General features: G+C 58.8%; 23 protein-coding genes and 1 pseudogene. 10 read left to right on the top strand and 14 right to left on the bottom strand.

All coding sequences use genetic code 11. The features are described from left to right. Positions 1 to 4: 4 nt before the first annotated feature. A complete protein-coding gene (locus RHM55_RS04420) occupies positions 5 to 304 on the bottom strand; it encodes a glutathione binding-like protein (protein WP_322179690.1) in 300 nt (99 codons plus the stop codon). 138 nt (positions 305 to 442) lie between these two features. Here RHM55_RS04420 and RHM55_RS04415 point away from each other — a divergent pair, with 138 nt between their 5' ends. Beyond that, entirely contained in the window at positions 443 to 1,366 is a 924-nt protein-coding gene (locus tag RHM55_RS04415) for a LysR family transcriptional regulator (protein WP_322179689.1), read from the top strand. Between the two features lie 114 nt (positions 1,367 to 1,480). Here the strand turns inward: RHM55_RS04415 and csrA are convergent, their stop codons facing one another. The 3 genes from csrA to RHM55_RS04400 form a co-directional block, all read right to left on the bottom strand. Beyond that, positions 1,481 to 1,669 (bottom strand): carbon storage regulator CsrA, encoded by a 189-nt coding sequence (gene csrA / locus RHM55_RS04410; protein WP_219060851.1) that lies wholly within the window; start codon positions 1,667 to 1,669, stop codon positions 1,481 to 1,483. 450 nt (positions 1,670 to 2,119) lie between these two features. Continuing rightward, a complete protein-coding gene (locus RHM55_RS04405) occupies positions 2,120 to 3,472 on the bottom strand; it encodes a GntP family permease (RefSeq protein ID WP_322179688.1) in 1,353 nt (450 codons plus the stop codon). 103 nt (positions 3,473 to 3,575) lie between these two features. Further along, positions 3,576 to 4,070 carry a gluconokinase gene (locus RHM55_RS04400; RefSeq protein ID WP_322182734.1) on the bottom strand — a complete coding sequence of 165 codons (495 nt, stop codon included), beginning with the start codon at positions 4,068 to 4,070 and terminating at the stop codon, positions 3,576 to 3,578. Positions 4,071 to 4,327: 257 nt separating this feature from the next. Here RHM55_RS04400 and RHM55_RS04395 point away from each other — a divergent pair, with 257 nt between their 5' ends. Beyond that, positions 4,328 to 5,344, top strand: a complete 1,017-nt coding sequence (locus tag RHM55_RS04395; protein ID WP_322179687.1) for a LacI family DNA-binding transcriptional regulator — start codon at positions 4,328 to 4,330, stop codon at positions 5,342 to 5,344. Positions 5,345 to 5,422: 78 nt separating this feature from the next. On the opposite strand, the gene RHM55_RS04390 is transcribed toward RHM55_RS04395, so the two are convergent. Genes RHM55_RS04390 through glcD form a run of 5 tightly spaced genes read right to left on the bottom strand, consistent with a single transcriptional unit; the run spans position 5,423 to position 11,910 of the window. Next, positions 5,423 to 7,603 carry a malate synthase G gene (locus RHM55_RS04390; RefSeq protein ID WP_322179686.1) on the bottom strand — a complete coding sequence of 727 codons (2,181 nt, stop codon included), beginning with the start codon at positions 7,601 to 7,603 and terminating at the stop codon, positions 5,423 to 5,425. A 54-nt stretch (positions 7,604 to 7,657) separates the two neighbouring features. Continuing rightward, the gene (locus RHM55_RS04385) at positions 7,658 to 8,065 is read right to left on the bottom strand and encodes a heme-binding protein (RefSeq protein WP_322179685.1); all 408 of its coding nucleotides are present in this window, start codon (positions 8,063 to 8,065) and stop codon (positions 7,658 to 7,660) included. Positions 8,066 to 8,119: 54 nt separating this feature from the next. Beyond that, positions 8,120 to 9,337, bottom strand: coding sequence for a glycolate oxidase subunit GlcF (gene glcF / locus RHM55_RS04380; RefSeq protein WP_322179684.1), 1,218 nt, complete (start codon positions 9,335 to 9,337; stop codon positions 8,120 to 8,122). Between the two features lie 3 nt (positions 9,338 to 9,340). Then, on the bottom strand, positions 9,341 to 10,411 hold the full coding sequence (gene glcE / locus RHM55_RS04375; RefSeq protein WP_322179683.1) for a glycolate oxidase subunit GlcE: 1,071 nt from the start codon (positions 10,409 to 10,411) through the stop codon (positions 9,341 to 9,343). Beyond that, positions 10,411 to 11,910, bottom strand: a complete 1,500-nt coding sequence (glcD, locus tag RHM55_RS04370) for a glycolate oxidase subunit GlcD (RefSeq protein ID WP_322179682.1) — start codon at positions 11,908 to 11,910, stop codon at positions 10,411 to 10,413. The genes glcE and glcD overlap by 1 nt, the downstream gene beginning before the upstream one ends. A gap of 233 nt (positions 11,911 to 12,143) precedes the next feature. Here glcD and glcC point away from each other — a divergent pair, with 233 nt between their 5' ends. The 3 genes from glcC (at position 12,144) to hppD (ending at position 14,909) form a co-directional block, all read left to right on the top strand. Further along, a complete protein-coding gene (gene glcC / locus RHM55_RS04365; RefSeq protein WP_322179681.1) occupies positions 12,144 to 12,911 on the top strand; it encodes a transcriptional regulator GlcC in 768 nt (255 codons plus the stop codon). A 143-nt stretch (positions 12,912 to 13,054) separates the two neighbouring features. Then, entirely contained in the window at positions 13,055 to 13,687 is a 633-nt protein-coding gene (gene maiA / locus RHM55_RS04360; RefSeq protein WP_322179680.1) for a maleylacetoacetate isomerase, read from the top strand. A gap of 145 nt (positions 13,688 to 13,832) precedes the next feature. Continuing rightward, entirely contained in the window at positions 13,833 to 14,909 is a 1,077-nt protein-coding gene (hppD, locus tag RHM55_RS04355; RefSeq protein WP_322179679.1) for a 4-hydroxyphenylpyruvate dioxygenase, read from the top strand. 7 nt (positions 14,910 to 14,916) lie between these two features. Here hppD and RHM55_RS04350 read toward each other — a convergent pair whose 3' ends face one another. Then, on the bottom strand, positions 14,917 to 15,738 hold the full coding sequence (locus tag RHM55_RS04350; protein ID WP_322179678.1) for an IclR family transcriptional regulator: 822 nt from the start codon (positions 15,736 to 15,738) through the stop codon (positions 14,917 to 14,919). A gap of 151 nt (positions 15,739 to 15,889) precedes the next feature. Here RHM55_RS04350 and hmgA point away from each other — a divergent pair, with 151 nt between their 5' ends. Then, positions 15,890 to 17,197 (top strand): homogentisate 1,2-dioxygenase, encoded by a 1,308-nt coding sequence (gene hmgA / locus RHM55_RS04345; protein ID WP_322179677.1) that lies wholly within the window; start codon positions 15,890 to 15,892, stop codon positions 17,195 to 17,197. Next, positions 17,194 to 18,495, top strand: coding sequence for a fumarylacetoacetase (gene fahA, locus RHM55_RS04340; protein WP_322179676.1), 1,302 nt, complete (start codon positions 17,194 to 17,196; stop codon positions 18,493 to 18,495). Before hmgA ends, fahA begins: the two co-directional genes overlap by 4 nt. Before the next feature lie 104 nt (positions 18,496 to 18,599). Here fahA and RHM55_RS04335 read toward each other — a convergent pair whose 3' ends face one another. The 3 genes from RHM55_RS04335 to RHM55_RS04325 form a co-directional block, all read right to left on the bottom strand. Beyond that, a complete protein-coding gene (locus RHM55_RS04335) occupies positions 18,600 to 20,084 on the bottom strand; it encodes an ATPase domain-containing protein (RefSeq protein WP_322179675.1) in 1,485 nt (494 codons plus the stop codon). Continuing rightward, entirely contained in the window at positions 20,081 to 20,515 is a 435-nt protein-coding gene (locus RHM55_RS04330) for a hypothetical protein (protein WP_322179674.1), read from the bottom strand. Before RHM55_RS04330 ends, RHM55_RS04335 begins: the two co-directional genes overlap by 4 nt. A 66-nt stretch (positions 20,516 to 20,581) precedes the next feature. Further along, a complete protein-coding gene (locus tag RHM55_RS04325) occupies positions 20,582 to 21,196 on the bottom strand; it encodes a TetR/AcrR family transcriptional regulator (RefSeq protein WP_322179673.1) in 615 nt (204 codons plus the stop codon). 179 nt (positions 21,197 to 21,375) lie between these two features. Between RHM55_RS04325 and RHM55_RS04320 the strand changes: the two genes are divergently transcribed. Further along, positions 21,376 to 22,461, top strand: coding sequence for an MBL fold metallo-hydrolase (locus RHM55_RS04320; protein WP_322179672.1), 1,086 nt, complete (start codon positions 21,376 to 21,378; stop codon positions 22,459 to 22,461). A gap of 79 nt (positions 22,462 to 22,540) precedes the next feature. On the opposite strand, the gene RHM55_RS04315 is transcribed toward RHM55_RS04320, so the two are convergent. Beyond that, positions 22,541 to 23,023 carry a GFA family protein gene (locus RHM55_RS04315; protein WP_322179671.1) on the bottom strand — a complete coding sequence of 161 codons (483 nt, stop codon included), beginning with the start codon at positions 23,021 to 23,023 and terminating at the stop codon, positions 22,541 to 22,543. Between the two features lie 102 nt (positions 23,024 to 23,125). Here RHM55_RS04315 and RHM55_RS04310 point away from each other — a divergent pair. Next, positions 23,126 to 23,434: pseudogene (locus RHM55_RS04310) on the top strand (methyl-accepting chemotaxis protein); the annotation flags it as partial. 114 nt (positions 23,435 to 23,548) lie between these two features. Further along, positions 23,549 to 24,793, top strand: coding sequence for an AGE family epimerase/isomerase (locus RHM55_RS04305; RefSeq protein WP_322182732.1), 1,245 nt, complete (start codon positions 23,549 to 23,551; stop codon positions 24,791 to 24,793). Positions 24,794 to 24,805 lie beyond the last annotated feature (12 nt).

Here is a 24,805-nt window from a genome sequence, read left to right as displayed (position 1 = left end):
GGGATTAGGCAATTGCGGCCAGGCCTGCGGGTGTTTTCTGAAAGGGAACAAAGCCTGGTAATGCTTCGATCCGAACCAGCCAACGGTTTACCCGAGGATAGCCTGCGAGGTCGACATTGCCTTCAGGGGCTTGAGCGAAGTAGCTGTACAGCGCGACATCAGCCAGCGTTGGGTGGGGGCCTGCGACGATCCAGTCATGGTCGGCAAGGTCGACTTCGATCAGAGAATGCTCAATACCCAGCAACGACAGAAACAGACGAACACGATGGGCATGACCGGAGAGGGGGCGGGAATAGAGCTTCATGGCAATCACCTTTAAAGGGCTGCATGGAATGGGGCCGTTGTGGTGCAGGTGATGATGCTAGTGCTCGCAGGCGCTTGAATAAATGCTGTAAAGAGAAGATCTTTACTCCGTAATTTGGAGTAATTAGCGAGGCAAGTGATGGACACGGTTCAAGCGATGCGGGTGGTATTGGCGATAATCGAGCATGGCAGCCTTACGGCCGCATCGGAAAAGCTCGATGTCTCACTGCCGACCGTGGTCCGGGTATTGGCCTCTACGGAGCAGCACTTGGGTGTGCGCTTGTTCGAACGCACCACCCGACATGTGCGGATCACGGAGGAGGGCAAACTGTACGCCGATGTCTGTCGTACGGTGATTCGTGAAATCGGCGACATTGAGGATGTGTTCCGCGACAAGGAGAGTGAGCCCAGCGGTCCTTTGTCGATCACGGCCCCGGTGCTGTTCGGTCGTCATCACGTAGCCCCGGTGCTCAACGGGTTCATGGCTCGCTATCCCAAGGTGACAGTGAACTTGAGCCTGATCGACCGGGTGACTGACTTGCTGGAAGAAGGGATCGACGTCGCGGTGCGAATCGGCCACGTCACCGCCCCGGATCTGGTGGTGTCTCGCGTGGGGCAGGTGCGCCGTTATCTGTGTGCCAGCCCTGCATTACTGGCTGAGCTTAGGACTCTCAAGACACCGGATGACCTCAACGGCGCGCCCTTCATTTGCCTTGCTGGAGTGCTCGGGGGGACCCAGTTGATGCTGCAAGAGAACGGCAAGCCGCTGCCGGTGAAAATAACCAATATCCGCATGACCACGAATAACGGTGACACGGCTATTTCTGCCTGCCTCAGTGGGTTGGGAATCGGGTTTTTTCTGTCCTATCAGGTCCAGGACCTGATAGATGCCGGGCAACTTGAAAGAGTGCTGATTGATTACCAGCCCGAACCATTGCCGGTTTCGCTTGTTTACCTGCCATCGCGGCGGGTGTCGATTCGTTCGCGAACGTTCATCGCCTGGGCGAAGGTGAAGCTCGGTGAGCGGCTGATTCGTTTTGCAACCCCGGAACGCTCATCTTGACAGCTGATCGCTAGCAGCGCGGGGAAGACAAAAAAAACGGCGTCATCTAGACGCCGGGTAGCTGTTCTGCCCAAAGAGGGCAGAGTGCTCAGTAGTGGGGATGCAATTTCGAATTCATTGGGGGTCTTGGTGGGGTGCGATCTCGGCTTGGATACGTTTGTAAATTTCTTCACGATGCACAGAAACATTTTTTGGAGCATTGATACCTAGCCGGACCTGAAGGCCCTGAACGCCAAGAATCGTAACGGTGATGTCGTCACCAATGTTTATGCTTTCGCCTACTTTTCGGGTGAGTATCAACATGATCTTTTCCTTGATGGCCTCTTGAAGCGCCTCTGCCAAGAGGCTGGCGTGTGCCTTGGGTGTGATTGTTGCCGAGTACATCCGAATGCGTCCATCCCTAAGACGTCATAAGTGCAAATTTAATTCCCTTGAAACGCACATCTGTCATCGAGTCACCCCGCAAGTGGACGAATAGTGCACCTGCTTGGTGCTTGCGCGTCTAAGCATTATCCCTCAAACGCCAACGTTTGCTGACTATTGTGGTGAAAAGAGTAGCAAAGAGCGCAAAAAAGCCAGAGGTGTTTAAAGGTCTTTATAGAGCGGCGCTATTGTTGCCCAAGGCCGTTTTAGAGGCGGTCAAGAATTCAAGCCAGGCCATTGTCAATCACGTGGCTCATTCAGCCCGCAGCTGAGAGGGGGGGCCCGTTTCAGCGCGGATCTATCGCGAATCCGTTCGCGACAGAGGGGCCGTCAAACCAACAGTGACAACAATAGAATGAAGATCAGCCCGACCACCGACAGAATGGTTTCCATCGCGGTCCAGGTTTTGAAGGTTTCGGCGACGGTCATGTTGAAGTACTGCTTCACCAGCCAGAAGCCCGCATCGTTGACGTGCGACAGGATCAGCGAGCCCGCACCCGTTGCGAGCACCAGCAGTTCGCGGTTTACCCCTGGGATCATGGCCACTACTGGCGCGACGATACCCGCGCCGGTGATGGTTGCGACTGTTGCGGAGCCCGTCGCAATGCGGATTACCGCAGCAACCAGCCAGGCCAGCAGAATCGGCGAAATTTCCGCACGGACCGCCATGTGGCCAATCACATCACCCACGCCGCTGGCGACTAGCATTTGTTTAAAACCACCGCCCGCGCCGACGATCATGACGATGGCCGCGACAGGCGCCAGGCTCTGATCAAGCAGCTTCATAATCTGCTGCCGGGAGAAACCGCGAGCGGCACCAAACGTGTAGAACGCCAGCAACAAGGCGGCGAGGAGGGCGGTGATCGGGTGACCGATCAGGTCCATCCAGACCCGAATAATGCTGGTGTCCGGCAGTACGATGTCGGCCAGGGTTTTGAGCAGCATCAGAAACACTGGCAGCAGGATCGTGACCAGCGTGATGCCGAAGCCCGGCAGGTTTTCGGTTGTCGACTCCTGGGCGATCTGGTCCATCAACTCTTTTGACGGTGTGCCAGGAATGTAGCGTGAAATCCACTTGCCGTAGATCGGTCCGGCGATCATCGCTGTGGGCAGCGCGACGATCAGACCGTAGAAAATGGTTTTACCGATGTCGGCATTAAATACGCCAATTGCCAGCAGCGGACCCGGATGCGGCGGGACCAGCCCGTGCACCGCTGACAGCCCGGCCAGCAGGGGGATGCCGATTTTGACAATCGATAAGCCTGTGCGTCGAGCCACGATGAACACCAGCGGGATCAACAGGACGAAGCCGATCTCGAAGAACAGCGGGATGCCCACTAGGAATGCTGAGAACATCATCGCCCAGTGCACACGATCCTTGCCGAACAGTCGGACCAGGGTGCGGGCGATCTGGTCGGCGCCGCCTGAGTCAGCCATCAATTTGCCGAGCATGGTGCCCAGCGCCAAGAGGATGCCGACGAAGCCGAGAACGCCGCCGAAGCCGTCCTGGAATGACTTCATGACCTTGTCCACAGGCATGCCGGAGGTCAGGCCCAAAAAGCCGGAGGCGATGGTCAGCGCGACGAAAGGGTGAACTTTAAAGCGGGTGATCAGCAGCACAAGGCCGATGATGGTCACCAGTGCATCGACGAGCAGGTACGTCTCTTGGGTCATGCCGAACATAGGTGCGTCTCCAGTTGTCTTTGTTTTTTGGAGCTACTGATGAGTGTGGCGTTCAATTCCGTTTGCAGGGTGCAAGACAGCGCTATCTTTTGCGTTCACAGCTTTATTTTTGTGGCCACGAAGCTTTCCACCAGGCGGCGGCTTGTTCTCCCAGCGTATCGACGTGGAGGGTCGCATCGACCACCAGCGTCAAGGGTTCGCCATAAGGGGGTTCGAGCGTCGCGAACTGGCTGTCCACCAGGCTCGCGGGCATGAAATGCCCTGGGCGGTGCTCACAGCGCTGGATTGCCAGTTCCTTGCTCAGCTCGAGAAATATAAAACCCAGCCCCGGCACCGCCTCGCGAAGCTTTTCGCGATAGCTGAGTTTGAGCGCAGAACAGGTGACAATCGGACGCTCACCGTTGCGCAACGCGGTGGCCATTTCTTCGCCCAGGCGGACGAGCCAACCGGCACGGTCTTCATCATTGAGGGGGATGCCAGCGCTCATCTTTTCGATGTTGGCGGCAGAGTGGAAGGCGTCACCTTCGATGAGGCGGCCGTCGCTGCGCAGCGCGATGGCGGCGCCGATGACGCTTTTGCCGCATCCGGCGACACCCATCACGACAAGGGCGGAAATAGCAGTATTCATAATTACCTCAGCGGGAGACAGCGCTGTCTTTGACGGCTTGAACAAAAGGCCGGCCAGGCTGTTTCCAGTTCTTGTCATTGTTATGGGCAAATCGGTCAATCATCGGACCGTGCATACGTTACTCGTGACCGTTAAGTACGAATAAAGCGTTGCGAGGCTCCGTGAGACAGCGCTACCTTAGAGCGCATTCGCCATCTTTGGCAACCCCTCTGAGTTATTGGCAGCACATGACACGCATTGGTTCCCGCTCCACGGGTCGTCCGACCCTTAATGAAGTTGCGCGGCTTGCCGCCGTCTCACCGATTACCGCCTCAAGGGCGCTACGCGGTATCGCCACTGTCGCGCCGGAGTTGGTAGAAAAAGTCCGGGCTGCCGCGCAGAACTTGGGGTATGTCGCTAACCCGGCCGCTCGCGCACTGGCCTCATCACAAAGCCAGACGGTGGTGGTGCTGGTGCCGTCGCTGACCAACCAGTTGTTCATTGAAACCCTGGAAGCAATTCAAGGCGTATTGCGCACGCGTGGCCTGGAAGTAGTAATCGGCAACTACCACTACTCGCCCGTCGAGGAAGAAAACCTGCTGCGCACCTACCTGGCTAATCGGCCACGGGGGTTGTTGTTGACCGGTTTCGACCACACACCCGCCGTGCGCCAGTTACTCGCCGCCAGCGGCGTACCCTGCGTGCACATGATGGAGCTGGACCCTGCGCGGGGTGCCTATTGCGTGGGGTTTTCTCAGGAACAAGCCGGTGCCGAAGCGGCCAGGCATTTGCTGGGGCGCGGTCGGCGGCGCCTGGCCTACATTGCGGCGCAACTTGATCCCCGGGTGTTGCAGCGTGGCGAAGGTTTTCGGCGTGTCCTGCGTGAAGCCGGACTGCATGATCCGGCGCTCGAAGTGATGTCGCCGCTGCCTTCGTCCATTGGTCTGGGCGGTGAGTTGTTTGCGCAATTGATGGAGACCCATCCGGACGTTGATGCGGTTTTCTTCTGCAACGATGACTTGGCCCAAGGAGCGACCCTGGAAGCCCTGAGGCGGGGTATCGCCATCCCCGAACGCGTGGCGCTGATCGGCTTCAACGACCTGCCTGGTTCTGCGCACATGGTCCCGCGCCTGACATCGATCCGCACGCCACGCGAAGCCGTCGGTCAACGGGCCGCGCAGTTGTTGCTCGGGTTGATGGAAGGGGTTGCGCAGGTGCCGCAGGTGGACCTGGGGTTTGAATTGGTGATGCGGGAAAGTACGTGACCCCAAAGCCCCACTGAAAAATATCGGCTGTCTTCAATCATGGGGGAGCGAACTCATTCGCTCCCCCATGGGTTTGCCCTAGCCCTGCTGTTTTTTAAACGCCAACCGGAATTCATGCAGCAACGGCTCGGTATAGCCGCTCGGTTGCGCACAGCCCTTGAATACCAGTGCGCAAGCCGCCTGGAAGGCGATGGAGGCGTCGAAGTCGGCGGCCATCGGCCGATACAGCGGGTCCCCGGCATTTTGCTGATCGACGACCGCAGCCATACGCTGCAGGGTTTCCAGCGTTTGCGCTTTATCGATCACGCCATGGCGTAACCAGTTGGCGATGTGTTGGCTGGAAATCCGCAGCGTTGCCCGATCTTCCATCAGGCCGACGTTATGAATGTCCGGCACCTTGGAGCAGCCCACGCCTTGTTCGACCCAGCGCACCACATAGCCCAGCAGACCTTGGGCGTTGTTTTCAACTTCCTCGCGAATCTGCCCGGCAGTCCACTTGGCGTCCGCCGAGACAGGAATCGTCAGCAGGTCGTTGAGGATTTGCTCGCTGACACTGGCCAGATCGACCTGTTCCAGTTCCTCCTGAATCGCCCGCACATCGACCTTGTGATAATGCAGTGCGTGCAAAGTGGCCGCGGTCGGTGAGGGCACCCATGCCGTGTTTGCACCAGCCTTGGGATGGCCGATTTTCTGCTCGAGCATGTCGGCCATCAAGTCTGGCATCGCCCACATGCCCTTGCCGATCTGCGCTCGACCACGCAGGCCGCACGCCAGGCCCACCAGCACGTTGCTGCGTTCGTAGGCTTTGATCCACGGCGTGTTTTTCATTTCGCCTTTGCGCAGCATTGCGCCAGCTTCCATCGAGCTGTGCATCTCGTCGCCCGTGCGGTCGAGGAAGCCCGTATTGATGAAGGCAACCCGCGCCGACGCCGCACCAATACAGGCTTTGAGGTTGACGCTGGTACGCCGCTCTTCATCCATGATCCCCATTTTCAGGGTGTTGCGCGGCAGCTTGAGCAGGTCTTCGATACGGCTGAACAATTGCTCGGCAAACGCGACCTCGGCCGGACCGTGCATTTTCGGTTTGACGATGTACACGCTGCCGGTGCGCGAGTTGCCGCGACGAGCCAGGTCATGCACGGCGATCAGGCTGGTGATCACGCCATCGAGAATACCTTCCGGTATCTGGTGACCTTCGCCGTCGAAAATCGCCGGGTTGGTCATCAAGTGGCCGACATTGCGTATGAACAACAACGAGCGACCGTGCAGCGTTAGCGTGCTGCCGTCGGCAGCGGTGTATTCACGGTCGGCGTTGAGGCGACGGGTGATGGTTTTGCCGCCTTTCTCGAGGTCCTCGGTCAGGTCGCCTTTCATCAGGCCCAACCAGTTGCGGTAGACCGACACCTTGTCATCGGCGTCCACGGCGGCTACCGAATCCTCGCAGTCGATGATGGTCGACACGGCCGCTTCCATCAGCAGGTCTTTCACCCCCGCAGCGTCGGTGCGGCCGATGGTGCTGTTGGCGTCGATCTGGATTTCGACGTGCAGGCCATTGTTCTTCAGGAGGATGGCGGTCGGTTGCAGTGCCTGGCCCTGGTAGCCGACGTATTTTTCCGGCTGCTTGAGTTGGGTCTGGCTGCCGTCGGTCAGGGTGATCAGCAATTGGTCACCGTCTACGCGGTAGCTTTGCGCATCGGTATGCGAGCCGTTGGCCAGCGGAGCGGCTTCGTCAAGAAAGGCGCGGGCGAAGGCCACGACTTTTGCGCCGCGCACAGGGTTGTAACCGCTGCCTTTTTCCGCACCTTCAGTTTCAGCGATGGCATCGGTGCCATACAGCGCGTCATACAGCGAGCCCCAGCGGGCGTTCGCGGCGTTCAGGGCGTAGCGGGCATTTACGGCAGGCACCACCAATTGCGGGCCAGCCTGGCTGCTGATCTCGATGTCGACGTTGGCGGTGCTGGCTTGCACGGTGGCTGGCTGCGGTTGCAGGTAGCCGATTGACTGGAGGAACGCGCGATAAGCCGGCATGTCGCTCACCGGGCCGGGATGAGCGCGGTGCCAAGTGTCCAGTTCAGTCTGCAACCGATCGCGTTCGGCAAGCAGGGCACGGTTCAGCGGTGCGAGTTCATGCACCAGGGCATCGAAGCCGGTCCAGAACGCATCACGGTCCAGACCCGTGCCCGGCAGCACGTCCTCATCGACAAAACGTTGCAGGTTGGCGGCCACTTTCAGGCGCTGGCAGTTAACGAAATCAGTCATCTTGGGGTCTCCAATCGTGGGAGCGAAGGTATTCGCAAAGGCGGTCTATTCGGCTTACTTGCCGTTCAGGCTATCAGCGCCGGCTTTTGCAATCTGTGCATCTTGATCTGCCTTGACCCCGGACACGCCCACGGCGCCAATCACCTGACCATCGACAATCACCGGCACGCCACCTTCGAGGGAGGTCAGCAGGGGGGCAGACAGGAAGGCGCTGCGCCCGCCATTGACCATGTCTTCATAGCCTTTGGATTCGCGACGGCCCAGCGCAGAGGTGCGGGCTTTTTCGGTGGCGATGTAGGCGCCAATCGGTGCGCAGCCGTCCAGACGCTCCAGGGCCAATGGATGGCCGCCGTCATCGACCACCGCGATGGACACTGCCCAGTTGTTTTTCTGTGCTTCAGCGCGAGCGGCGGCGAGGATCTGGCTGACTTCGGTCTGGCTCAAAATGGCTTTGGTTTTCATGTGGCTCTCCAATAGGGCAGCAATAGGGGCTGTAATAAAAAATTATGCAGTCGATTAGTGCAGCGCTTCTTCGACCAGTTCGATCCAGTGCCTGACCGGGGTCCGGCCAGCGCTGTCCAAATGGGTCTGGCAGCCGATGTTGGCGGTGACGATCACCTGTGGCTTGCCGCTCTCCAGTGCATTCATCTTGTTATCGCGCAGTTGCCGCGACAGCTCGGGTTGGGTCAGTGAATAGGTACCTGCCGAGCCGCAGCATAGATGGCCGTCGGGTACTGCGGTGAGGTTGAAGCCTAGCCGGGTGAGCACGCTTTCGACTGCGCCACCGAGCTTTTGTGCGTGCTGCAAGGTGCAAGGGCAATGGAACGCCAGACGCAGGTCACTCTCGACCCCGAGCTTTTCCAAGGGCTCATCGCGTAGCACTTCCACCAGGTCGCGGGTCAAGGCACTGACCCGTTGCGCTTTGGCAGCATAGGCCGGATCGTCTTTGAGCAGGTGCCCGTAGTCTTTGACGAACGCGCCACACCCGCTGGCGGTCTGGACGATGGCTTCGGCACCGCTTTCGATACTCGGCCACCAGGCGTCGATATTGCGACGGGCACGGTTCAGGCCGGCTTCCTGTGCATTCAAGTGGTAATCCACCGCGCCGCAACAACCGGCCTGGCTGATCGCTGTAATGCTGATCCCCAAACGATCCAGTACGCGTGCCGTGGCGGCGTTAGTATTGGGTGACAGCCCAGGCTGTACGCACCCTTCGAGCATCAATACACGCCGCGCATGCTGTTGGATCGGTCGCGCCTTGGCCGGGTGTACCACGCGAGGCAACTTGATCGCGAGTGATTCAGGCAGCAGGGGGCGAAAAGCCTGGCCGAGTTGGACCAGCGTCTTGAACAGCGACGGGTTCGGCACCACTGCACGCAAACCCTGACGGAGCAGGCGCTGGCCCAGTGGACGAGGAACGGCGTCATCCACCACGGCCCGGCCGATGTCCAGCAGGTTGTGGTAATCGACGCCAGACGGGCAGGTGGTCTCGCAGTTGCGGCAGGACAGGCAGCGGTCCAGGTGCAGCTGGGTTTTTTCGGTAACGTGGTGGCCTTCAAGTACTTGCTTGATCAGGTAAATACGCCCGCGTGGGCCGTCCAGCTCATCACCCAGCAGCTGATAGGTTGGGCAGGTGGCGTTGCAGAATCCGCAATGCACACAGGTGCGCAGGATGCTTTCGGCCTCTTCGGCACGCGGCAGGCGTTTGGCATGTTCACTCAACGTGGTCTGCATGGCTTAGATCTCTGCGTACATTCGGCCCGGGTTGAAAATCCCCTTCGGGTCGAGTTGTGCCTTTAGTTGGCGGTGATAGCGCAGCAATGGGCTGCCCAGCGGCTGGAACGGGCTGTCGCTGACGCCATGGCTGTAGCAGGTCGCGTGGCCGCCGACTTCGCTGACAATAGCGCGAATGGCTTCAGCCTCCGCATCGGACTTCAACCAGCGCTGGGCGCCGCCCCAATCGATCAACTGCTCGCCGGGCAAGGCGAGGGTGCCGGTGTTGTTGGGTAGCGATAGGCGCCACAGTGGCTGACCTTCGTCGAAAAACCCCAGGCGCTGTTCATTCAGTTCGCGCCAGTAAATCGGGTCGAGCAGCTCACCTCCGAGGCGATCATGGGCGGCAGATACTGAACCTTCACCGCCTTCCAGGCGCAGACGCAGCACGCGGCCATCATGGCTGGCGGCGCTGATCGGCAACGGCTGCTGGCCCCATTCGGCCAGTTTTAGCAGGGCCTGCTCCGCGTTCATTTCCAGGGCAATGCTGATGCATTGGCGCGGTTTTGGCAGAACTTTGAGCGACACTTCGGTGAGCAGACCGAGACAGCCATAGCTGCCAACCAACAACCGGGACAGGTCGTAACCGGCCACGTTTTTCATCACTTCGCCGCCGAAGCGCAGGTGTTTACCGAGGCCGGTGATGACCCGTGTGCCGAGAACAAAATCACGCACCGAGCCTGACCAGGGCCGACGAGGCCCGGACAATCCGGCGGCGACCATGCCGCCGACCGTGGCCTCGTCGGCGTCGCCGAACGACGGCGGTTCGCACGCCAGCATTTGCCCGGCGGCTTCCAGTGCCGCACACAGCTCGCTCAACGGCGTACCGGTGCGGGCGGTGATCACCAGCTCAGTCGGGTCATAGGTGACGATGCCGCGATGTGCGCGGGTGTCGATGATTTCGCCAGCGACCTCGCGTCCCAGAAACGCCTTGCTGTTGCCCCCCTGAATACGCAGGGGGGTGGCATTTTGCAGCGCTTGATAAACCTGTTCCAGCAACGCGGCGCTGGCGTCGACATTCTGTTGGGCAAGCATCAGAAACGCTCCAGTTCAGGGAAGGGCAACTGCCCCAAATGCACATGCATGGCACCAAACTCGGCGCAGCGATGCAGGGTCGGAATGTTCTTGCCGGGGTTGAGCAGGCCGCTTGGGTCAAACGCCGCTTTCACCGCATGAAACAAGGTCAGTTCGTCGCTGTTGAACTGGGCGCACATCTGATTGATTTTCTCGCGGCCGACCCCGTGTTCGCCGGTGATGCTGCCACCGACCTTGACGCACAGCTCGAGGATTTTCCCACCCAAGGCTTCAGCGCGGTCCAGTTCGCCGGGCTGGTTGGCGTCGAACAGAATCAGCGGGTGCATATTGCCGTCACCGGCATGGAAGACGTTGGCTACACGAAGCCCATATTCCTCGGCCAGCGCCGTGATGCCCTTGAGCACCCCTGGCAATGCTCGGCGTGGGATGGTGCCGTCCATGCAGTAATAATCCGGCGACAGGCGCCCGACCGCCGGGAACGCGTTCTTGCGCCCGGCCCAGAACCTGACACGTTCGGCTTCATCGCGAGCCAGGCGCACTTCGGTTGCGCCAGCTCTTTCCAGTACGGCACGAACCCGGTCGCAGTCGTCGTGGACATCGGCTTCGACGCCGTCCAGTTCGCACAGGAGGATGGCTTCGGCATCCACCGGGTAGCCCGCGTGAATAAAGTCTTCAGCGGCGCGAATCGCCAGGTTGTCCATCATCTCAAGTCCGCCAGGGATGATGCCCTCGGCGATGATGTCGCCCACTGCGCGCCCGGCTTTTTCCACCGAGTCGAAGGCGGCCAGCAACACTTTGGCGACCTGCGGCTTGGGCAGTAGTTTGACCGTGACTTCAGTGATGATGCCGAGCATGCCTTCTGAGCCGGTGAACAGCGCCAGCAGGTCGAAGCCTGGCGAATCCAAGGCGTCGGAGCCGAGGGTCATGCGCTCGCCTTCGACCGTGAGAATGTCCACCTTGAGCAGGTTGTGCACGGTCAGTCCGTACTTCAGGCAATGCACGCCACCGGCGTTCTCGGCGACATTGCCACCGATGGAGCAGGCGATCTGCGAGGACGGGTCCGGGGCGTAATAAAGGTCATAGGGCGCTGCGGCCTGGGATATTGCCAGATTGCGCACGCCGGGTTGTACACGGGCCAGACGCGCGGCGGGGTCAATCTGCAGAATCTGATTAAAACGGGCCATGACCAGCAGCACGCCTTTTTCCAGCGGCAGGGCGCCACCCGATAAGCCTGTGCCAGCGCCACGGGCGACCACGGGAACCTTGCGCTCATGGCACAGCTTGAGCAGGGTTTCTACCTGTTCGATGCGCTGGGGCAATACCACCAGCATTGGCGTGGTGCGATAGGCGGAAAGACCATCGCACTCATAAGGCTTGAGTTCTTCTTCTCGATGGAGAATGTCCAGGTCGGGCAAGTGCTCGCGCAGGGCCAGGAACAGTTGGCCTTTATCAACGAGAGGCAATACACCGTCGACACGTTCGTCGTACAGAATGTTCATGGTGGGCTGACAACCCTGAGTTGTTGTTATTGAAGACCGATCTACGGCCTCGACTGTCTTGCATGATTGGCCGCAGAGGCTTTACTGTCCATGACTTATAAGTCTGGTCGAACCAGTTATTTTTTCTAGTTGATTGCTAATTTTTTTAAAAGTACTTATTTTTCAATAGCTTGAAATTATTGTTGAATATTTTTGGTTGAGTATATATAGCTGGTCATACCAGTGGAGGTTGCATGGCTAACGCTGCTTCGACGCGCGCGCCGCAGGTCGCCGATGTTGTGTGTGAGCGCATCGAACGTTTGATCGTTGATGGTGTGTTGAAAACCGGGCAGATTTTGCCGTCCGAACGGCGCCTCACGGAAAAACTTGGCGTATCCCGCACTGCCTTGCGTGAGGGCCTGAAATTGTTGCGGGCCAGAGGCATCATCGAGACCGAACAAGGCAAGGGCTCGTTCGTCGCTCAATTGTCGAGCCACACCGCCACGTCGCCCTTGATGCATCTGTTCGGCTCGCAGCCGCGCACCCTTTATGACCTGTTCGAAGTGCGCAGCCTGCTGGAAGGAGAGTCCGCGCGGTTGGCAGCCTTGCGCGGTACTGATGCCGACTTTGTGCTGATCACTCGCAGCTATGAAGCGTTGATCGCCGCCCACGACCAACCGCTTGACGCCTCAGGTCATGCACGTCTGGACCACGCCTTCCACCTGGCGATCTGCGAGGCATCGCACAATCCGGTGCTGGTGCAGACCTTGCGCTCGTTGACCGATCTGCTGCTCAACACCGTGTTTGCCTCGGTCAACAACCTGTATCACCGCGAGCCGCAAAAACGCCAGATCGACCGGCAACACGCGCGCCTGTACAACGCCGTCACCGGTCGCCTGCCTGAACAGGCACGCAAGGCCGCCATCGCCCATATCCAGAGCATTTGCGAGAACCTCAAGGAAATCGAAAATGAAGAGCAGCGTTTGGTGCGCTCCACGCTGCGGCTTGAGGGGTGGGCATGAGCGACTTGACATCAACGGGTATCTGTCGCAATTTACGTATTGCGTAATATGATTACGATTTGTGCGAAGCCGAACATAACAATCAGACGCGTCTCCGACGACTACCATTAGCGGAGAACGTGCAATGAAACAGGCAGCCCCCCGTGGATCTATTTACGTACTACCGCTCAACCTCAAGTTACCGGGTGCGCATCGTGCTGGCCTTCAAGGGGCTGGCGTTTAATGCGATCCCTGTGAACCTGATTCGCGACGGTGGCGAGCAGCTCAAGCCTGAATACAAGGCCATCGATCCACAGGGCAGGGTGCCCGTACTGCGGGTGGAGACGGGCGAAGTGATCATCCAGTCGTCGGCAATCATCGAGTACCTGGAAGAGCGTTATCCACAGCCGCCTCTGTTACCCGTGGACCTGATCGAGCGGGCGCAGCAGCGTGCTGTCGCGGCGCTGATCGGTTGCGACATTCATCCGCTGCACAACGTGTCGGTGCTGAACCGGTTGCGGGGTCTGAAGTGTGAAGAAGCTGACGTTGCCGCCTGGATCGGCCACTGGATTACTGAAGGCTTCAGCGCAGTCGAGGCGCTGATCGGTGAGCAGGGGTTCTGTTTCGGCGAGCCAGGACTGGCTGACGCTTACCTGTTGCCGCAAATCTATGCGGCTCGTCGTTTCAATGTCGATCTGACCCCGTATCCAAAGATTTGCCGGGTCGAACACCTCGCGCTGCAACATCCGGCTTTCCAATGCGCGCATCCCGATGCGCAACCCGACAAGCCAGAGTGATCCATTCAACATGAAAATACTGGGCTTACAACTGATCTTCGGAGACTTCCTCGCCCGCAGTGTGCGAGGGATTTCCTGTGCTCCTCCCGCTGGAGAGTGATGTGCGCTGCGTGCTTCCCACTCTCTATTTGCAAGGAGCCAAACCATGGCTGATCTCTACGAAAACCCGATGGGCCTGATGGGCTTTGAATTCATCGAGTTCGCCTCGCCGACCCCGAACGTCCTTGAACCTGTGTTCCAGATCATGGGCTTCACCAAAGTTGCCAATCACCGTTCCAAGAACGTGTCGCTCTATCGTCAGGGCGAGATCAATATCATCCTCAACAGCGAGCCCCACAGCGTTGCCTCCTACTTCGCGGCTGAACACGGCCCGTCAGTGTGTGGCATGGCGTTTCGGGTCAAGGATGCACAAAAAGCCTACAACCGTGCGCTGGAACTGGGCGCGCAACCGGTTGAAATCGCCACTGGCCCGATGGAGTTGCGTCTGCCGGCAATCAAGGGCATTGGCGGTGCGCCGCTGTACCTGATCGACCGTTTTGGTGAAGGCACGTCTATCTATGACATCGACTTCAATTTCATCGAAGGCGTGGAGCGTCATCCGGTGGGTGTGGGCCTGAAGTTCATCGACCACCTGACCCACAACGTCTATCGCGGGCGCATGGCATATTGGGCGAACTTCTACGAGAAGCTATTCAACTTTCGGGAAATTCGCTATTTCGACATCAAGGGCGAATACACCGGCCTGACCTCCAAAGCCATGACCGCTCCGGACGGCATGATCCGCATTCCGCTGAACGAGGAATCTTCCAAGGGCGCGGGCCAGATCGAAGAGTTTTTGATGAAGTTCAACGGCGAAGGTATTCAACACGTCGCGTTCTTTACTGATGACCTGATCAAGACCTGGGATGCCTTGAAAGCCCTCGGCATGCGCTTCATGACCGCGCCGCCGGAGACGTATTACGAGATGCTCGAAGGACGCCTGCCGAACCACGGCGAGCCGCTGAATGAACTGCAAACCCGGGGCATCCTGCTGGATGGCTCATCGGACGGTGGCGAGCGTCGGCTGTTGCTGCAGATATTCTCGGAAACCCTGATGGGTCCTGTGTTCTTCGAGTTCATCCAGCGCAAGGGCGATGACGGGTTCGGCGAAGGCAACTTCAAGGCGCTGTTCGAATCCATCGAGCGCGATCAGGTGCGACGCGGGGTGTTGAAGGCCGAGTAAGGCACAGTTAATCGCGTTCCCCTGTAGGCGCGGGCTTGCCCGCGACCGGCTGGCTGCCCCCCATCCGGTCGCTGATGGCCTGAGCTGTTGTCAGCAGTTGTCTGGCCGCCGAATCCTGTACCTTCGCCGTAAACACCGACGCCGATCCGACCACGGTCAGCACGCCTGCCAGTTTATTGCCCACAGCGAAGATGGGTGACGACACGGCATTCACGCCGGCCATCAACAGCCCGTGAATCTGATGCACGCCGGTGCTGCGAATCTGTTTGATGTGCAGGTCGACTTCTTTCAGTTGTCGCGCACTCAGGCGTGTTGACTCTGATTCGCGTAGTTCGGCGGTTTCGTTGGCGGCAAGAAAGGTATTAAACACCAGCCCGGTCGACGACCCGAGCAGTGGCAACACAGAGCCAATCTGTGTCACCAGCGTCACTGCGCCGATGGACTGCTCGACATACACCACGGTGGGGCCCTTATTGCCCCATACCGCGAGAAAGCAGGTTTCGTTGAGTTCATCACGCAGCGCGACCAGATGCGGCGCGGCGATTTTCAATACGTCCAGCTGCCCCAGCGCGGCCAGTCCGACCTGCAATGCTTCGCGTCCCAGGCCATAGTGATTGGTGGTGACGTCCTGTTCGGCGAAACCACCGGCCACCAGCGCTTGCAGATAACGATGGACCTTGCTCGCAGGCATGCCCACGTGTTCGGCGAGCTTTGACAGTGAGGTAGAAGGCGCGAGCTCGGCCAGCGCCTTGAGCACGCCGAGCCCGACCTCGGCCGCTTGAACTTTTTGCTGCCGTCCACTTGCTGGGCTTTCGATTTCCGCTGTCATGAAGGGGTGCGCGCCGGTCTGAGAAGGCTGCTTTATAGCTTGACCTCACCACAAACTCAAATTACGTTATGCGTAATCTAATTACGCTTAATTAAATCCCCATCGCAAGCGCTATCAACGCCACCTCACACCCACATAACAAGAGGTAGAGATGCACACAGCCCACTCTCCTGAAGCCTTGGCCTATCAAAGTGGCTTCGGCAATGAGTTCAGCAGCGAAGCACTGCCTGGCGCATTGCCGGTCGGACAGAATTCCCCGCAAAAACATACGCACGGCCTGTACACCGAGCTGCTATCGGGCACGGCCTTTACCGTGCCGCGTTCGGAAGCCCGACGTACCTGGTTGTACCGGATCAAACCGTCCGCCACCCATCCTCGCTATGAGCGACTGTCACGGCAGATACTGGGTTTGGAATCCGGGCCAATCACCCCCAATCGCCTGCGCTGGAATGCCTTCGACCTCCCAACCCAACCTACCGACTTCATCGACGGATTGATCGGTCTGGCCAGCACTGCGGCGGCGGATCAGGCCGAAGGCGTCAGTGTTTACGTCTACTGCGCCAACGCGTCCATGGACCGGGCTTTTTTCAATGCCGACGGTGAGTGGCTGATCGTGCCGCAGTCGGGTCGTTTGCGGATCGTGACTGAACTGGGTCTGCTGGACATCGAGCCACAGGAAATAGCGGTATTACCGCGCGGGCTCAAATTCAGCATTCAGCTGCTTGACGCCACGGCACGCGGTTATGTCTGCGAAAACCATGGTTGCGCCTTGCGCCTGCCGGAACTGGGGCCGATTGGCAGCAATGGTCTGGCCAATGCCCGAGACTTTCTGGCGCCGGTCGCACAGTTCGAAGACCGGGATGGGCCGGTCGTACTGGTGCAGAAATTCCTCGGTGAACTGTGGGCCACACAGCTCGATCATTCACCGTTCGACGTGGTCGCCTGGCATGGCAACAACGTGCCGTATAAATATGATCTGCGCCGTTTCAACACCATTGGCTCCGTGAGTTTCGATCACCCGGACCCTTCCATTTTTACCGTGCTGACCTCGCCTGGCACGGTGCCTGGTCAGGCCAATGTCGATTTTGTGATTTTCCCGCCGCGCTGGATGGTGGCTGAAAAGACCTTTCGGCCGCCCTGGTTTCACCGCAACCTGATGAACGAATTCATGGGCCTGATCGACGGTACCTACGATGCCAAGGCTGAAGGCTTTGCCCCTGGCGGCGCGTCCCTGCATAACTGCATGAGCGCTCACGGCCCGGACAACACCACGGCGGAAAAGGCTATCGCCGACAACCTCAAACCGCACAAGATCGACAACACCATGGCGTTCATGTTTGAGACGGGCAAAGTGCTGCGCCCCAGCCGCCATGCCCTCGATTGCCCGCAATTACAAACTGATTACGATGCCTGCTGGTCAGGCATGGCCAAACACTTCGATTCGGGAACCCCGCAATGACTACTTCATCGAATCCCCTTAGTTGGGTGACGTCCGCCAACGGCCACCCAGATTTCCCTCTGCAAAACCTGCCGCTCGGCATCTTCAGCCATTCAGGCCTGAGCAAACGCGGTGGTGTTGCCATCGGCGAGATGATTTTCGACCTGCGTGCTGCGCTGGATGTCGGCTTTTTCAACGGCGCGGCGCGTGATGCTGCTGAAGCCGCAAGCGGTGATCAGCTCAATGATTTTTTTGCTCTGGGCGCACCAGCCCGCCAAGCCCTGCGCAGCGAACTACTGCATTTGCTGGACGAAAACAGTCCGCAGCTGTCGCGTTTGCGGCCATTGGCCGATACCGTGCTGCACCCGATGTCCGAGTGTCAGATGCACGTGCCCGCGCGTATCGGTGACTACACCGACTTTTACGTCGGCATTCATCATGCGCTGAACGTGGGCAAGCTATTCCGCCCGGACAATCCGTTGCTGCCTAACTACAAGTACGTGCCCATCGGTTATCACGGCCGCGCCTCGACCATCTGCATCTCCGATACACCGATCAAACGTCCCAATGGCCAGACGTTGGCCCCGGGTGCGACCGCTCCTGAGTTCGGCCCCAGCAAACGTATGGATTATGAGCTGGAGCTGGGCGTGTGGATCGGCCCGGGCAATGCGATTGGCGAGGCGATTGCGATTGGCGAAGCTGCCGAGCATATCGCCGGCTTCTGCCTGCTCAATGACTGGTCGGCGCGGGACCTGCAAGCGTGGGAATATCAGCCACTGGGTCCGTTTCTATCGAAGAGTTTTGCCACCAGCATTTCTGCCTGGGTCGTGACGGCTGAGGCGCTGGCGCCATTCCGTACCGCGCAACCGGCCCGGCCAGAAGGTGATCCGCAGCCGCTGGCCTATTTGTTCGATGCCGCCGATCAGCAGGGCGGGGCGCTGGATATCGAGCTTGAAGTGTTGCTGCTCACCGAACAGATGAGCGCGCAGGGCATAGCGCCGCATCGCCTGGCGCTGAGCAATACCCAAAACATGTACTGGACCGTTGCACAAATGGTCGCGCACCACACGGTCAATGGTTGCAAACTTCAGCCGGGAGATTTGTTCGGTACGGGCACCTTGTCCGGTCCGCTGTCAGGGCAGTTTGGCAGCCTACTGGAAGTCAGCGAAGGCGGTAAACAGGCCCTGACATTGCCCAATGGTGAAAGCCGACGCTTTCTGGAGGATGGTGATGAAGTCATCTTCCGCGCGCGATGCCACCGTCAGGGTCACGCCTCCATTGGTTTTGGCGAATGTCGGGGCACGTTGCTAGGGGCTTGATACGGCCCGTGCTTTTAAGGCTTTTTGGCCGGGCAAGAAGAGTACGCGAGGCGCACTGACCATCGCACCTCACGCTTGCCCGTGGCCTCGACCACACGGCTGACTCAAGCCTCATCTTCTCCACGGCGTGCCACATCCGAGCGCCTTCGGGTCGGCCGGCCTCCGAGCAAGCCTTCCTGGTCAAGAAGCATGTCTTCAATCTGCAGACCCTTATCGTCAATGCGGTACAGGCGCAGCTCATCCGAGTGGGCGCTGGCTCGGACCTTGACCACCGCCATGATGCGCAGCAAGCGGCTTTGGACTTCAATGTAGCGCTGGACGATGATGGCGTCGGTCAGGAAGGCCGTGCCGTACGGACTGAAGCGCAGGTCGGTGTAACGGTCTTCAAGTTCGGAGGTCATCAATACGCTGACACCGACACTGGTCAGCGCAGTGACCATGCGTGACAGTGATTCGCGGAAGTCCTCACGGAAGGTCGGTGCCAGCGCCAGCTCGAAGCCCGACAGCGAATCAATGACCACCCGGGTGGCCTTCAGGCGCTTGATCTCGCCCAATAGTAACTGGACGATTTCGTCGATGGACATGTCTGGCGCGTGACTGTCTACCAGACCGACCTTATCGCTCTTGATCAGGCGTGCCAGCGTGGCGTTCTGTGAATGGTTGGGGCGCTGCTCGAACATTGCGATCACGCCGGTCTCGCCTGTGCGGGCACCTTCAGCGAGGAAGGACGCCGCCAGAATGCTTTTTCCGGAGCCGGATGGACCGGCGACCAGCAAGGAATACCCCTGGGGAAGACCGCCACCAAGCATTTCGTCCAGTTGAGGAATGCCCATTTTCAAGCGCGGTGGCACGACATTTTTTGACAGAACATTCTGCTTTTTGACGTGGAAGGCTGCCGGTGCGAAGACTCTGATGCCCGAGGTATCAATACGGAACGTGTGCAGCCCGGGCAATGTTGGCTGGCCGCGCATCTTCATGATTTCCATCTTGCGCACCATGGAGTTGCGCTGCACGCTCTGCCGCAGCCAGATCAAGCCATCGGCCACGGTGAAAATCGGGTTGGTGTCGGTCTCGGTGAAGTACTCACCAATCAGGAAGGTGGTCGCCTGCCAGGTGGTCATCAACATGCCCAGTTGTTGAATGAACTGAGGCAGGTTGTTGTTCGGGTTGTCCTGTGTCCGGCTTGCCAGCACCACTGACCGGAAGGAATCTACGAACACCAGTGCCGGACCGTGAGCTTCGACCTCGGCAACGATACGCCGCAGTACTTCATCCAGATTACCTGCCAGCGTGTCATCGGCCAGGTTGACGTAGCGGATCGAATGATTGATCGCTTCGCTGTCGAAAAAATCGAATTGTTGTTGGTAACGCAACATCTTCAGCGGAGGCTCGCCGAGCACCGTGAAGAAAAGGGCCGGGCGCTCAGGCGTTGCCAGGTTGAACATTATCTGATGGGCCAGCGTGGTCTTGCCGCAGCCGGGAGGACCTGCGATCAAGTTGAACGAAAACTCCGGCAATCCTCCGCCGAGCACCTCGTCAAGTCCAGGCACTCCGGTTGCCAAGCGGTTGATTGTCACTTTGGTGGTCATGGCGAGGTATCCTGCGCGGGCGCACCGCTCAAAGAATTTTCCCACACGGAACGAAGTAAATGTTCGGTGAGCGAGGGCCCGACCAATGTGGTCAGTAGCTCGTAGAAGGTCTTCAATAGCTCTTCGCCGAAAAGACAGGCTTCGGTGCTGTTTTGCTTAACAAGCATGGATTTGAGTGCAGTCAGATCTATGGCGGTCCGCACGTGTTGATGCGTGCCAGCCAGGCGGGGATGAGTGGAAGCACACAGGTAGAGACTGCGGCGATAGAGCGCGACAACCCCTTGCTGTCCGATGATGGGGGTCAGGGCTGCGTCCATGTCTTGCAATGTCGCAACAATCGCTTCAACGATATGTGCGGGGTCGGTTTTATTACCGACTCGGTGCGCCAGAGAAGCTACGATCTGACGGCTCTCTTCGCTTTCCGTGGACATGGCTCACTGATTCATTGTGCTGAGCGTGCAATATTACACTTTCCATAGAAAGTCGTCAGCCCACCATCAGGCCGGTATTTCGTACCCGCCCAGAAACAGGTCCAGTGCCGATTCGACCACTGACATCTGGGCGGCAGGGGCCAAAGCCGGAGCACCCAGAGTGATCTGCGGCCAGAAAGCGAAGGCCTTGAGCAATGCATGAATCTGGGTGGCGGCGAAACGCGGGTCGACGGCCTTGAAACGACCGTCTGCCTGGGCAGCGCAGATCCAGGCGGTAAAGCTTTCTTCGCGCTCATTGAGGCGGGAGACCATGTTTTGCGCGCGTTCGGGGGAGTGGATCGTCGCGGCAATGGCCACTCGCGCCAGATCGAGAAAGTTGCTGTCAGCCAGCATCTGCATTTTCGACACCAGCAGCTCTTGGAGCTGATCGCGCAGCGGGCGCTCAGGGTGATAGGTCATGTCCAGACGATCGGCGCTGCTGATCCATAACTGCTGGAGAATTTCGGAGAAGAGTTCCTCTTTGCTCGGGAAGTGGTTGTACACCGTGCGCTTGGACACCTCAGCCAATGCGGCAATTTTGTCCATGCTGGTGACCTCGAACCCGTTGGCGCGAAACTCGGCAATAGCTGCCTGAACAATGGCTTCACGTTTACGGTCGGTCAGGCGTAGAGGGGCTTTCATAGGTTCGCTTCAGACTGGCGGAGTAAAAATTCTTACACTCGGCAGTTTACTTGTCATCTGACATGTTGCAAGCTTGAAACTACACTGTGTAGTGTAGTTGCTCCCGATCTTTATTCTCGCTGCCATCCTCATGCGTGCGGATGCAGGAACCTCCATCCGCCCCTTGGAGTCAGTTTGTCATGACCAAGCCACCACGAGATTCAGATGACGTTGCCCGATCACGGGCCTCTCGGCTGCACGAGGGACGTTATCGTAACCACTCGCCAATGAACCGGATGGGCTTTCTGAAGACGTTGCGCATTTTTTGGAACGCCCTCTTTAACAAACCGGCGCATACCCGGCCGGTGGGGGAGATTCCGGTGCAGACCCTGTCGCGTCAGCAATTGCTGGCAGCACCCAATAACAGCGTCTTCCGCCTTGGGCATTCCACGGTGCTGCTCAAATTGCGCAATCAATTCTGGCTGACCGACCCGGTGTTCGCCGAGCGTGCTTCACCGGTGCAATGGGCTGGGCCGCAACGTTTTCATCAGCCGCCTATCAGCCTTGAAGAGTTACCGCCGCTCAAGGCGGTGATCCTTTCGCACAACCATTACGACCACCTCGATCACATGACGATCAAAGCATTGGCGCACAAGACCGAACATTTCCTGGCACCTGTCGGCGTGGGTGACACTCTTATCAAGTGGGGCGTCCCTGCGCAAAAAGTGCAGCAACTGGACTGGTGGCACTCCACTGAAATCGACGGCATGCGTTTTGTCGCAACGCCGTCGCAGCATTTTTCAGGCCGTACCCTGCGTGATGGCAATCGTTCGTTGTGGGCATCATGGGTGATGATCGACGACGATCAGCGGATTTTTTTTAGTGGTGATACGGGTTACTTCGATGGCTTCAAACACATTGGCGAGCAGTACGGGCCGTTCGACCTGACCTTGATGGAAACAGGTGCCTATAACGTCGACTGGCCGGACGTGCACATGCAACCCGAGCAAACCTTGCAGGCCCATATCGACTTGCGTGGCCGCTGGTTATTACCGATCCACAACGGTACGTTCGATCTGGCGATGCATGCCTGGCACGAACCCTTCGACCGGATCCTGGCCCTGGCTTGGGAAAAGAACATCACCATCAGCACGCCGCAAATGGGCCAGCCGTTTTACCTGCAATACCCCAGTCGCGGGCATGCGTGGTGGTTGGGCGTGGAGGGGGTGATCGAAACTTACAGCCCGGACGCTGCCGAACCCCAAGGCCACCGCCGACAGGTTTGAGTCCTCATGCACCTGAGGACGCTATAGGGTGGAGGTCATCTCCACACTGAAATTCGATTATCGAATACCGTTACTGGCGTCAGCGGCTCAAGCCGAGCCGCTCGTGCCATTGCTTAAGGGACTCTTCCGGGTAGCCGTCGAACTCCTTGTCGCCGGGCCGCACATTGACCTCGACCCAGGAGGCTTTTGAGTCGAGCAATATGTGCGTGTGTTCCGGCGGCACGGGTAGCGGGGTATCGATGGCCGAGGCAAACGGGTGAATCAGCGTTGGCCAGTCCGGGCTGAACAACCATAACCCGCTGCCGCAGAGCTTGCAGAAATGCCGCTCGGCATTGCTGATATGCGTCTGATGATCAAGCCTCATTCGTGCGTGATAGATGGCGATATGTTCGCGCCCGTTGACCTTAAGGCTGCTGGCGTCACCGCCAAGGTTGATCGAGTAACCGCCGCCGCCCTGAGTCTTGCGGCAGATTGAGCAGTAACAGCGCTGATAGGGATACGGATGAGCGCTGTTGAGGCTGAACTCGACCGCGCCGCAATGACAGGAACCTTCCAGATGCATGGCAAAAGCCTCCTTGAGCCAACGTTGACGGGGTGCCACTTTTTCTGCACACCTAACGTCTAGACAAGCAGATTAAGGCTTTTGCGTGATGGCGTTCGTCGGGTGATCCGCTCGATTGCCGAGCAGACCAACTTGCAGGCCTTGAACGCCGCCATCGAAGCTGCCCGCGCCGGCGAGTCGCTGGCCGACATCACCGAGTCGATCAATCAGATTTCCCAGCGCAACATGGTCATCGCCAGTGCTGCTGAAGAGCAGGCGCAGGTTGTCCGCGAAGTTGATCGCAACATCGTCAACATCCGCGACCTGTCTCTGCAATCGGCTACGGGCGCCCATCAGATCAGCACGTCCAGCCATGAGCTTTCGCGTTTGGCCGCAGAGTTGAGTGAGGTGGTGACGCGGTTCCGGGTCTGAGACGCCGGCTGATGGTATGTGACGTTGCGTGACATACCGGCCCTTGCTCAGGCCAACGTCGGCAAGCATGATCTGGCCTTTAGATCCTGCTCATCGACAGAGGTAAAACAACAAATGGATGAGGGAAAACGCGGATTCAGCAGTTGGTTGCAGGCACCGGGGCATACGGCCTGGCTGTCGATGGAAGGCAATAGGTTGCTGGCTTTTGCCAAGGCGGCGCAGGTGCCGCAAGGCTTCGGCAATCTGAGTGACCGGGGATGTCTGCCTGACAAGGCTCGGGCCGAAACCATGAACACGGCACGGATGACCCACAGCTTTGCCCTTGCCCATATTCGCGGTATTCCCGGCTTTGCCGCGCTGGTCGATCACGGGATTGCGGCGCTGAACGGTCCGTTGCGCGATGCCGAGCAGGGTGGCTGGTTTGCGACACCTTTGTGCGAGGGAGCCAAAACCGGTAAAGCGGCTTACCTGCACGCGTTCGTCGCGCTGGCGGCCAGCTCGGCGGTGGTGGCGGGGCGTCCCGGTGCGGACGAGTTGCTGGCCGAGGCGATACGGGTGCTGGAGACTCGTTTCTGGAGCGCGGAAGAAGGTGCGATACGCGAGTCCTTCGCTCGAGACTGGAGCGATGAAGAAGCCTATCGCGGCGCCAACAGCAACATGCACGGCACTGAGGCGTTTCTGGCGTTGGCCGATGTCACCGGCGACAGCAAGTGGCTGGACCGCGCATTGAGTATCGTCGAGCGGGTGATTCATACCCATGCCGCCGCCAATGACTTTCAGGTGGTTGAGCATTTCAGCCTGCACTGGCAACCGCTTCCCGATTACAACCAGGACAACCCCGCGGATGGTTTTCGGCCCTTCGGCACCACGCCGGGGCATGCGTTTGAGTGGTCGCGTTTGTTGCTGCACCTTGAGGCCGCACGTCAGCGCGCGAAGCTGCCTACGCCGCCCTGGCTGCTGGAGGATGCCAAGCGTCTGTTTGCCGGTGCCTGTCGCCATGGTTGGGACGTCGATGGCGCGCCCGGCATCGTCTACACCCTGGACTGGGAAAATCGCCCAGTGGTGCGTCATCGCCTGCACTGGACGCACGCGGAAGCCTGCGCATCGGCTGCGGCACTGCTGCGGCGTACGGGGGAAAAACAGTACGAAGACTGGTATCGACGGTTTTGGGAGTTCAACGAGACCTTCTTCATCGACCGCGAACATGGCAGCTGGCGCCATGAACTGAACCCGTACAACCAACCCAGTGCGGATATCTGGCCAGGTAAACCGGACCTTTACCATGCCTATCAGGCAACCTTGCTGCCGGTATTGGCCTTGGCGCCAAGTTTGGCAACAGCCCTTGCACGGCTGGGTTGAGGCCCCTGTTCA

The sequence above is a fragment of the Pseudomonas sp. MH9.2 genome (genome assembly GCF_034353875.1).
GTDB lineage: Bacteria > Pseudomonadota > Gammaproteobacteria > Pseudomonadales > Pseudomonadaceae > Aquipseudomonas.
Note: the sequence above shows the minus strand (reverse complement) of the source record. Positions and strands in the feature narration are given on the sequence as shown.

What these genes read in the sequence shown, in the direction of transcription:
- RHM55_RS04420 (WP_322179690.1), bottom strand. Translation starts at nt 304, where the DNA reads ATGAAGCTCTATTCCCGCCCCCTCTCCGGTCATGCCCATCGTGTTCGT.
- RHM55_RS04415 (WP_322179689.1), top strand. Translation starts at nt 443, where the DNA reads ATGGACACGGTTCAAGCGATGCGGGTGGTATTGGCGATAATCGAGCAT.
- csrA (WP_219060851.1), bottom strand. Translation starts at nt 1,669, where the DNA reads ATGTTGATACTCACCCGAAAAGTAGGCGAAAGCATAAACATTGGTGAC.
- RHM55_RS04405 (WP_322179688.1), bottom strand. Translation starts at nt 3,472, where the DNA reads ATGTTCGGCATGACCCAAGAGACGTACCTGCTCGTCGATGCACTGGTG.
- RHM55_RS04400 (WP_322182734.1), bottom strand. Translation starts at nt 4,070, where the DNA reads ATGGGTGTCGCCGGATGCGGCAAAAGCGTCATCGGCGCCGCCATCGCG.
- RHM55_RS04395 (WP_322179687.1), top strand. Translation starts at nt 4,328, where the DNA reads ATGACACGCATTGGTTCCCGCTCCACGGGTCGTCCGACCCTTAATGAA.
- RHM55_RS04390 (WP_322179686.1), bottom strand. Translation starts at nt 7,603, where the DNA reads ATGACTGATTTCGTTAACTGCCAGCGCCTGAAAGTGGCCGCCAACCTG.
- RHM55_RS04385 (WP_322179685.1), bottom strand. Translation starts at nt 8,065, where the DNA reads ATGAAAACCAAAGCCATTTTGAGCCAGACCGAAGTCAGCCAGATCCTC.
- glcF (WP_322179684.1), bottom strand. Translation starts at nt 9,337, where the DNA reads ATGCAGACCACGTTGAGTGAACATGCCAAACGCCTGCCGCGTGCCGAA.
- glcE (WP_322179683.1), bottom strand. Translation starts at nt 10,411, where the DNA reads ATGCTTGCCCAACAGAATGTCGACGCCAGCGCCGCGTTGCTGGAACAG.
- glcD (WP_322179682.1), bottom strand. Translation starts at nt 11,910, where the DNA reads ATGAACATTCTGTACGACGAACGTGTCGACGGTGTATTGCCTCTCGTT.
- glcC (WP_322179681.1), top strand. Translation starts at nt 12,144, where the DNA reads ATGGCTAACGCTGCTTCGACGCGCGCGCCGCAGGTCGCCGATGTTGTG.
- hppD (WP_322179679.1), top strand. Translation starts at nt 13,833, where the DNA reads ATGGCTGATCTCTACGAAAACCCGATGGGCCTGATGGGCTTTGAATTC.
- RHM55_RS04350 (WP_322179678.1), bottom strand. Translation starts at nt 15,738, where the DNA reads ATGACAGCGGAAATCGAAAGCCCAGCAAGTGGACGGCAGCAAAAAGTT.
- hmgA (WP_322179677.1), top strand. Translation starts at nt 15,890, where the DNA reads ATGCACACAGCCCACTCTCCTGAAGCCTTGGCCTATCAAAGTGGCTTC.
- fahA (WP_322179676.1), top strand. Translation starts at nt 17,194, where the DNA reads ATGACTACTTCATCGAATCCCCTTAGTTGGGTGACGTCCGCCAACGGC.
- RHM55_RS04335 (WP_322179675.1), bottom strand. Translation starts at nt 20,084, where the DNA reads ATGACCACCAAAGTGACAATCAACCGCTTGGCAACCGGAGTGCCTGGA.
- RHM55_RS04330 (WP_322179674.1), bottom strand. Translation starts at nt 20,515, where the DNA reads ATGTCCACGGAAAGCGAAGAGAGCCGTCAGATCGTAGCTTCTCTGGCG.
- RHM55_RS04325 (WP_322179673.1), bottom strand. Translation starts at nt 21,196, where the DNA reads ATGAAAGCCCCTCTACGCCTGACCGACCGTAAACGTGAAGCCATTGTT.
- RHM55_RS04320 (WP_322179672.1), top strand. Translation starts at nt 21,376, where the DNA reads ATGACCAAGCCACCACGAGATTCAGATGACGTTGCCCGATCACGGGCC.
- RHM55_RS04315 (WP_322179671.1), bottom strand. Translation starts at nt 23,023, where the DNA reads ATGCATCTGGAAGGTTCCTGTCATTGCGGCGCGGTCGAGTTCAGCCTC.
- RHM55_RS04305 (WP_322182732.1), top strand. Translation starts at nt 23,549, where the DNA reads ATGGATGAGGGAAAACGCGGATTCAGCAGTTGGTTGCAGGCACCGGGG.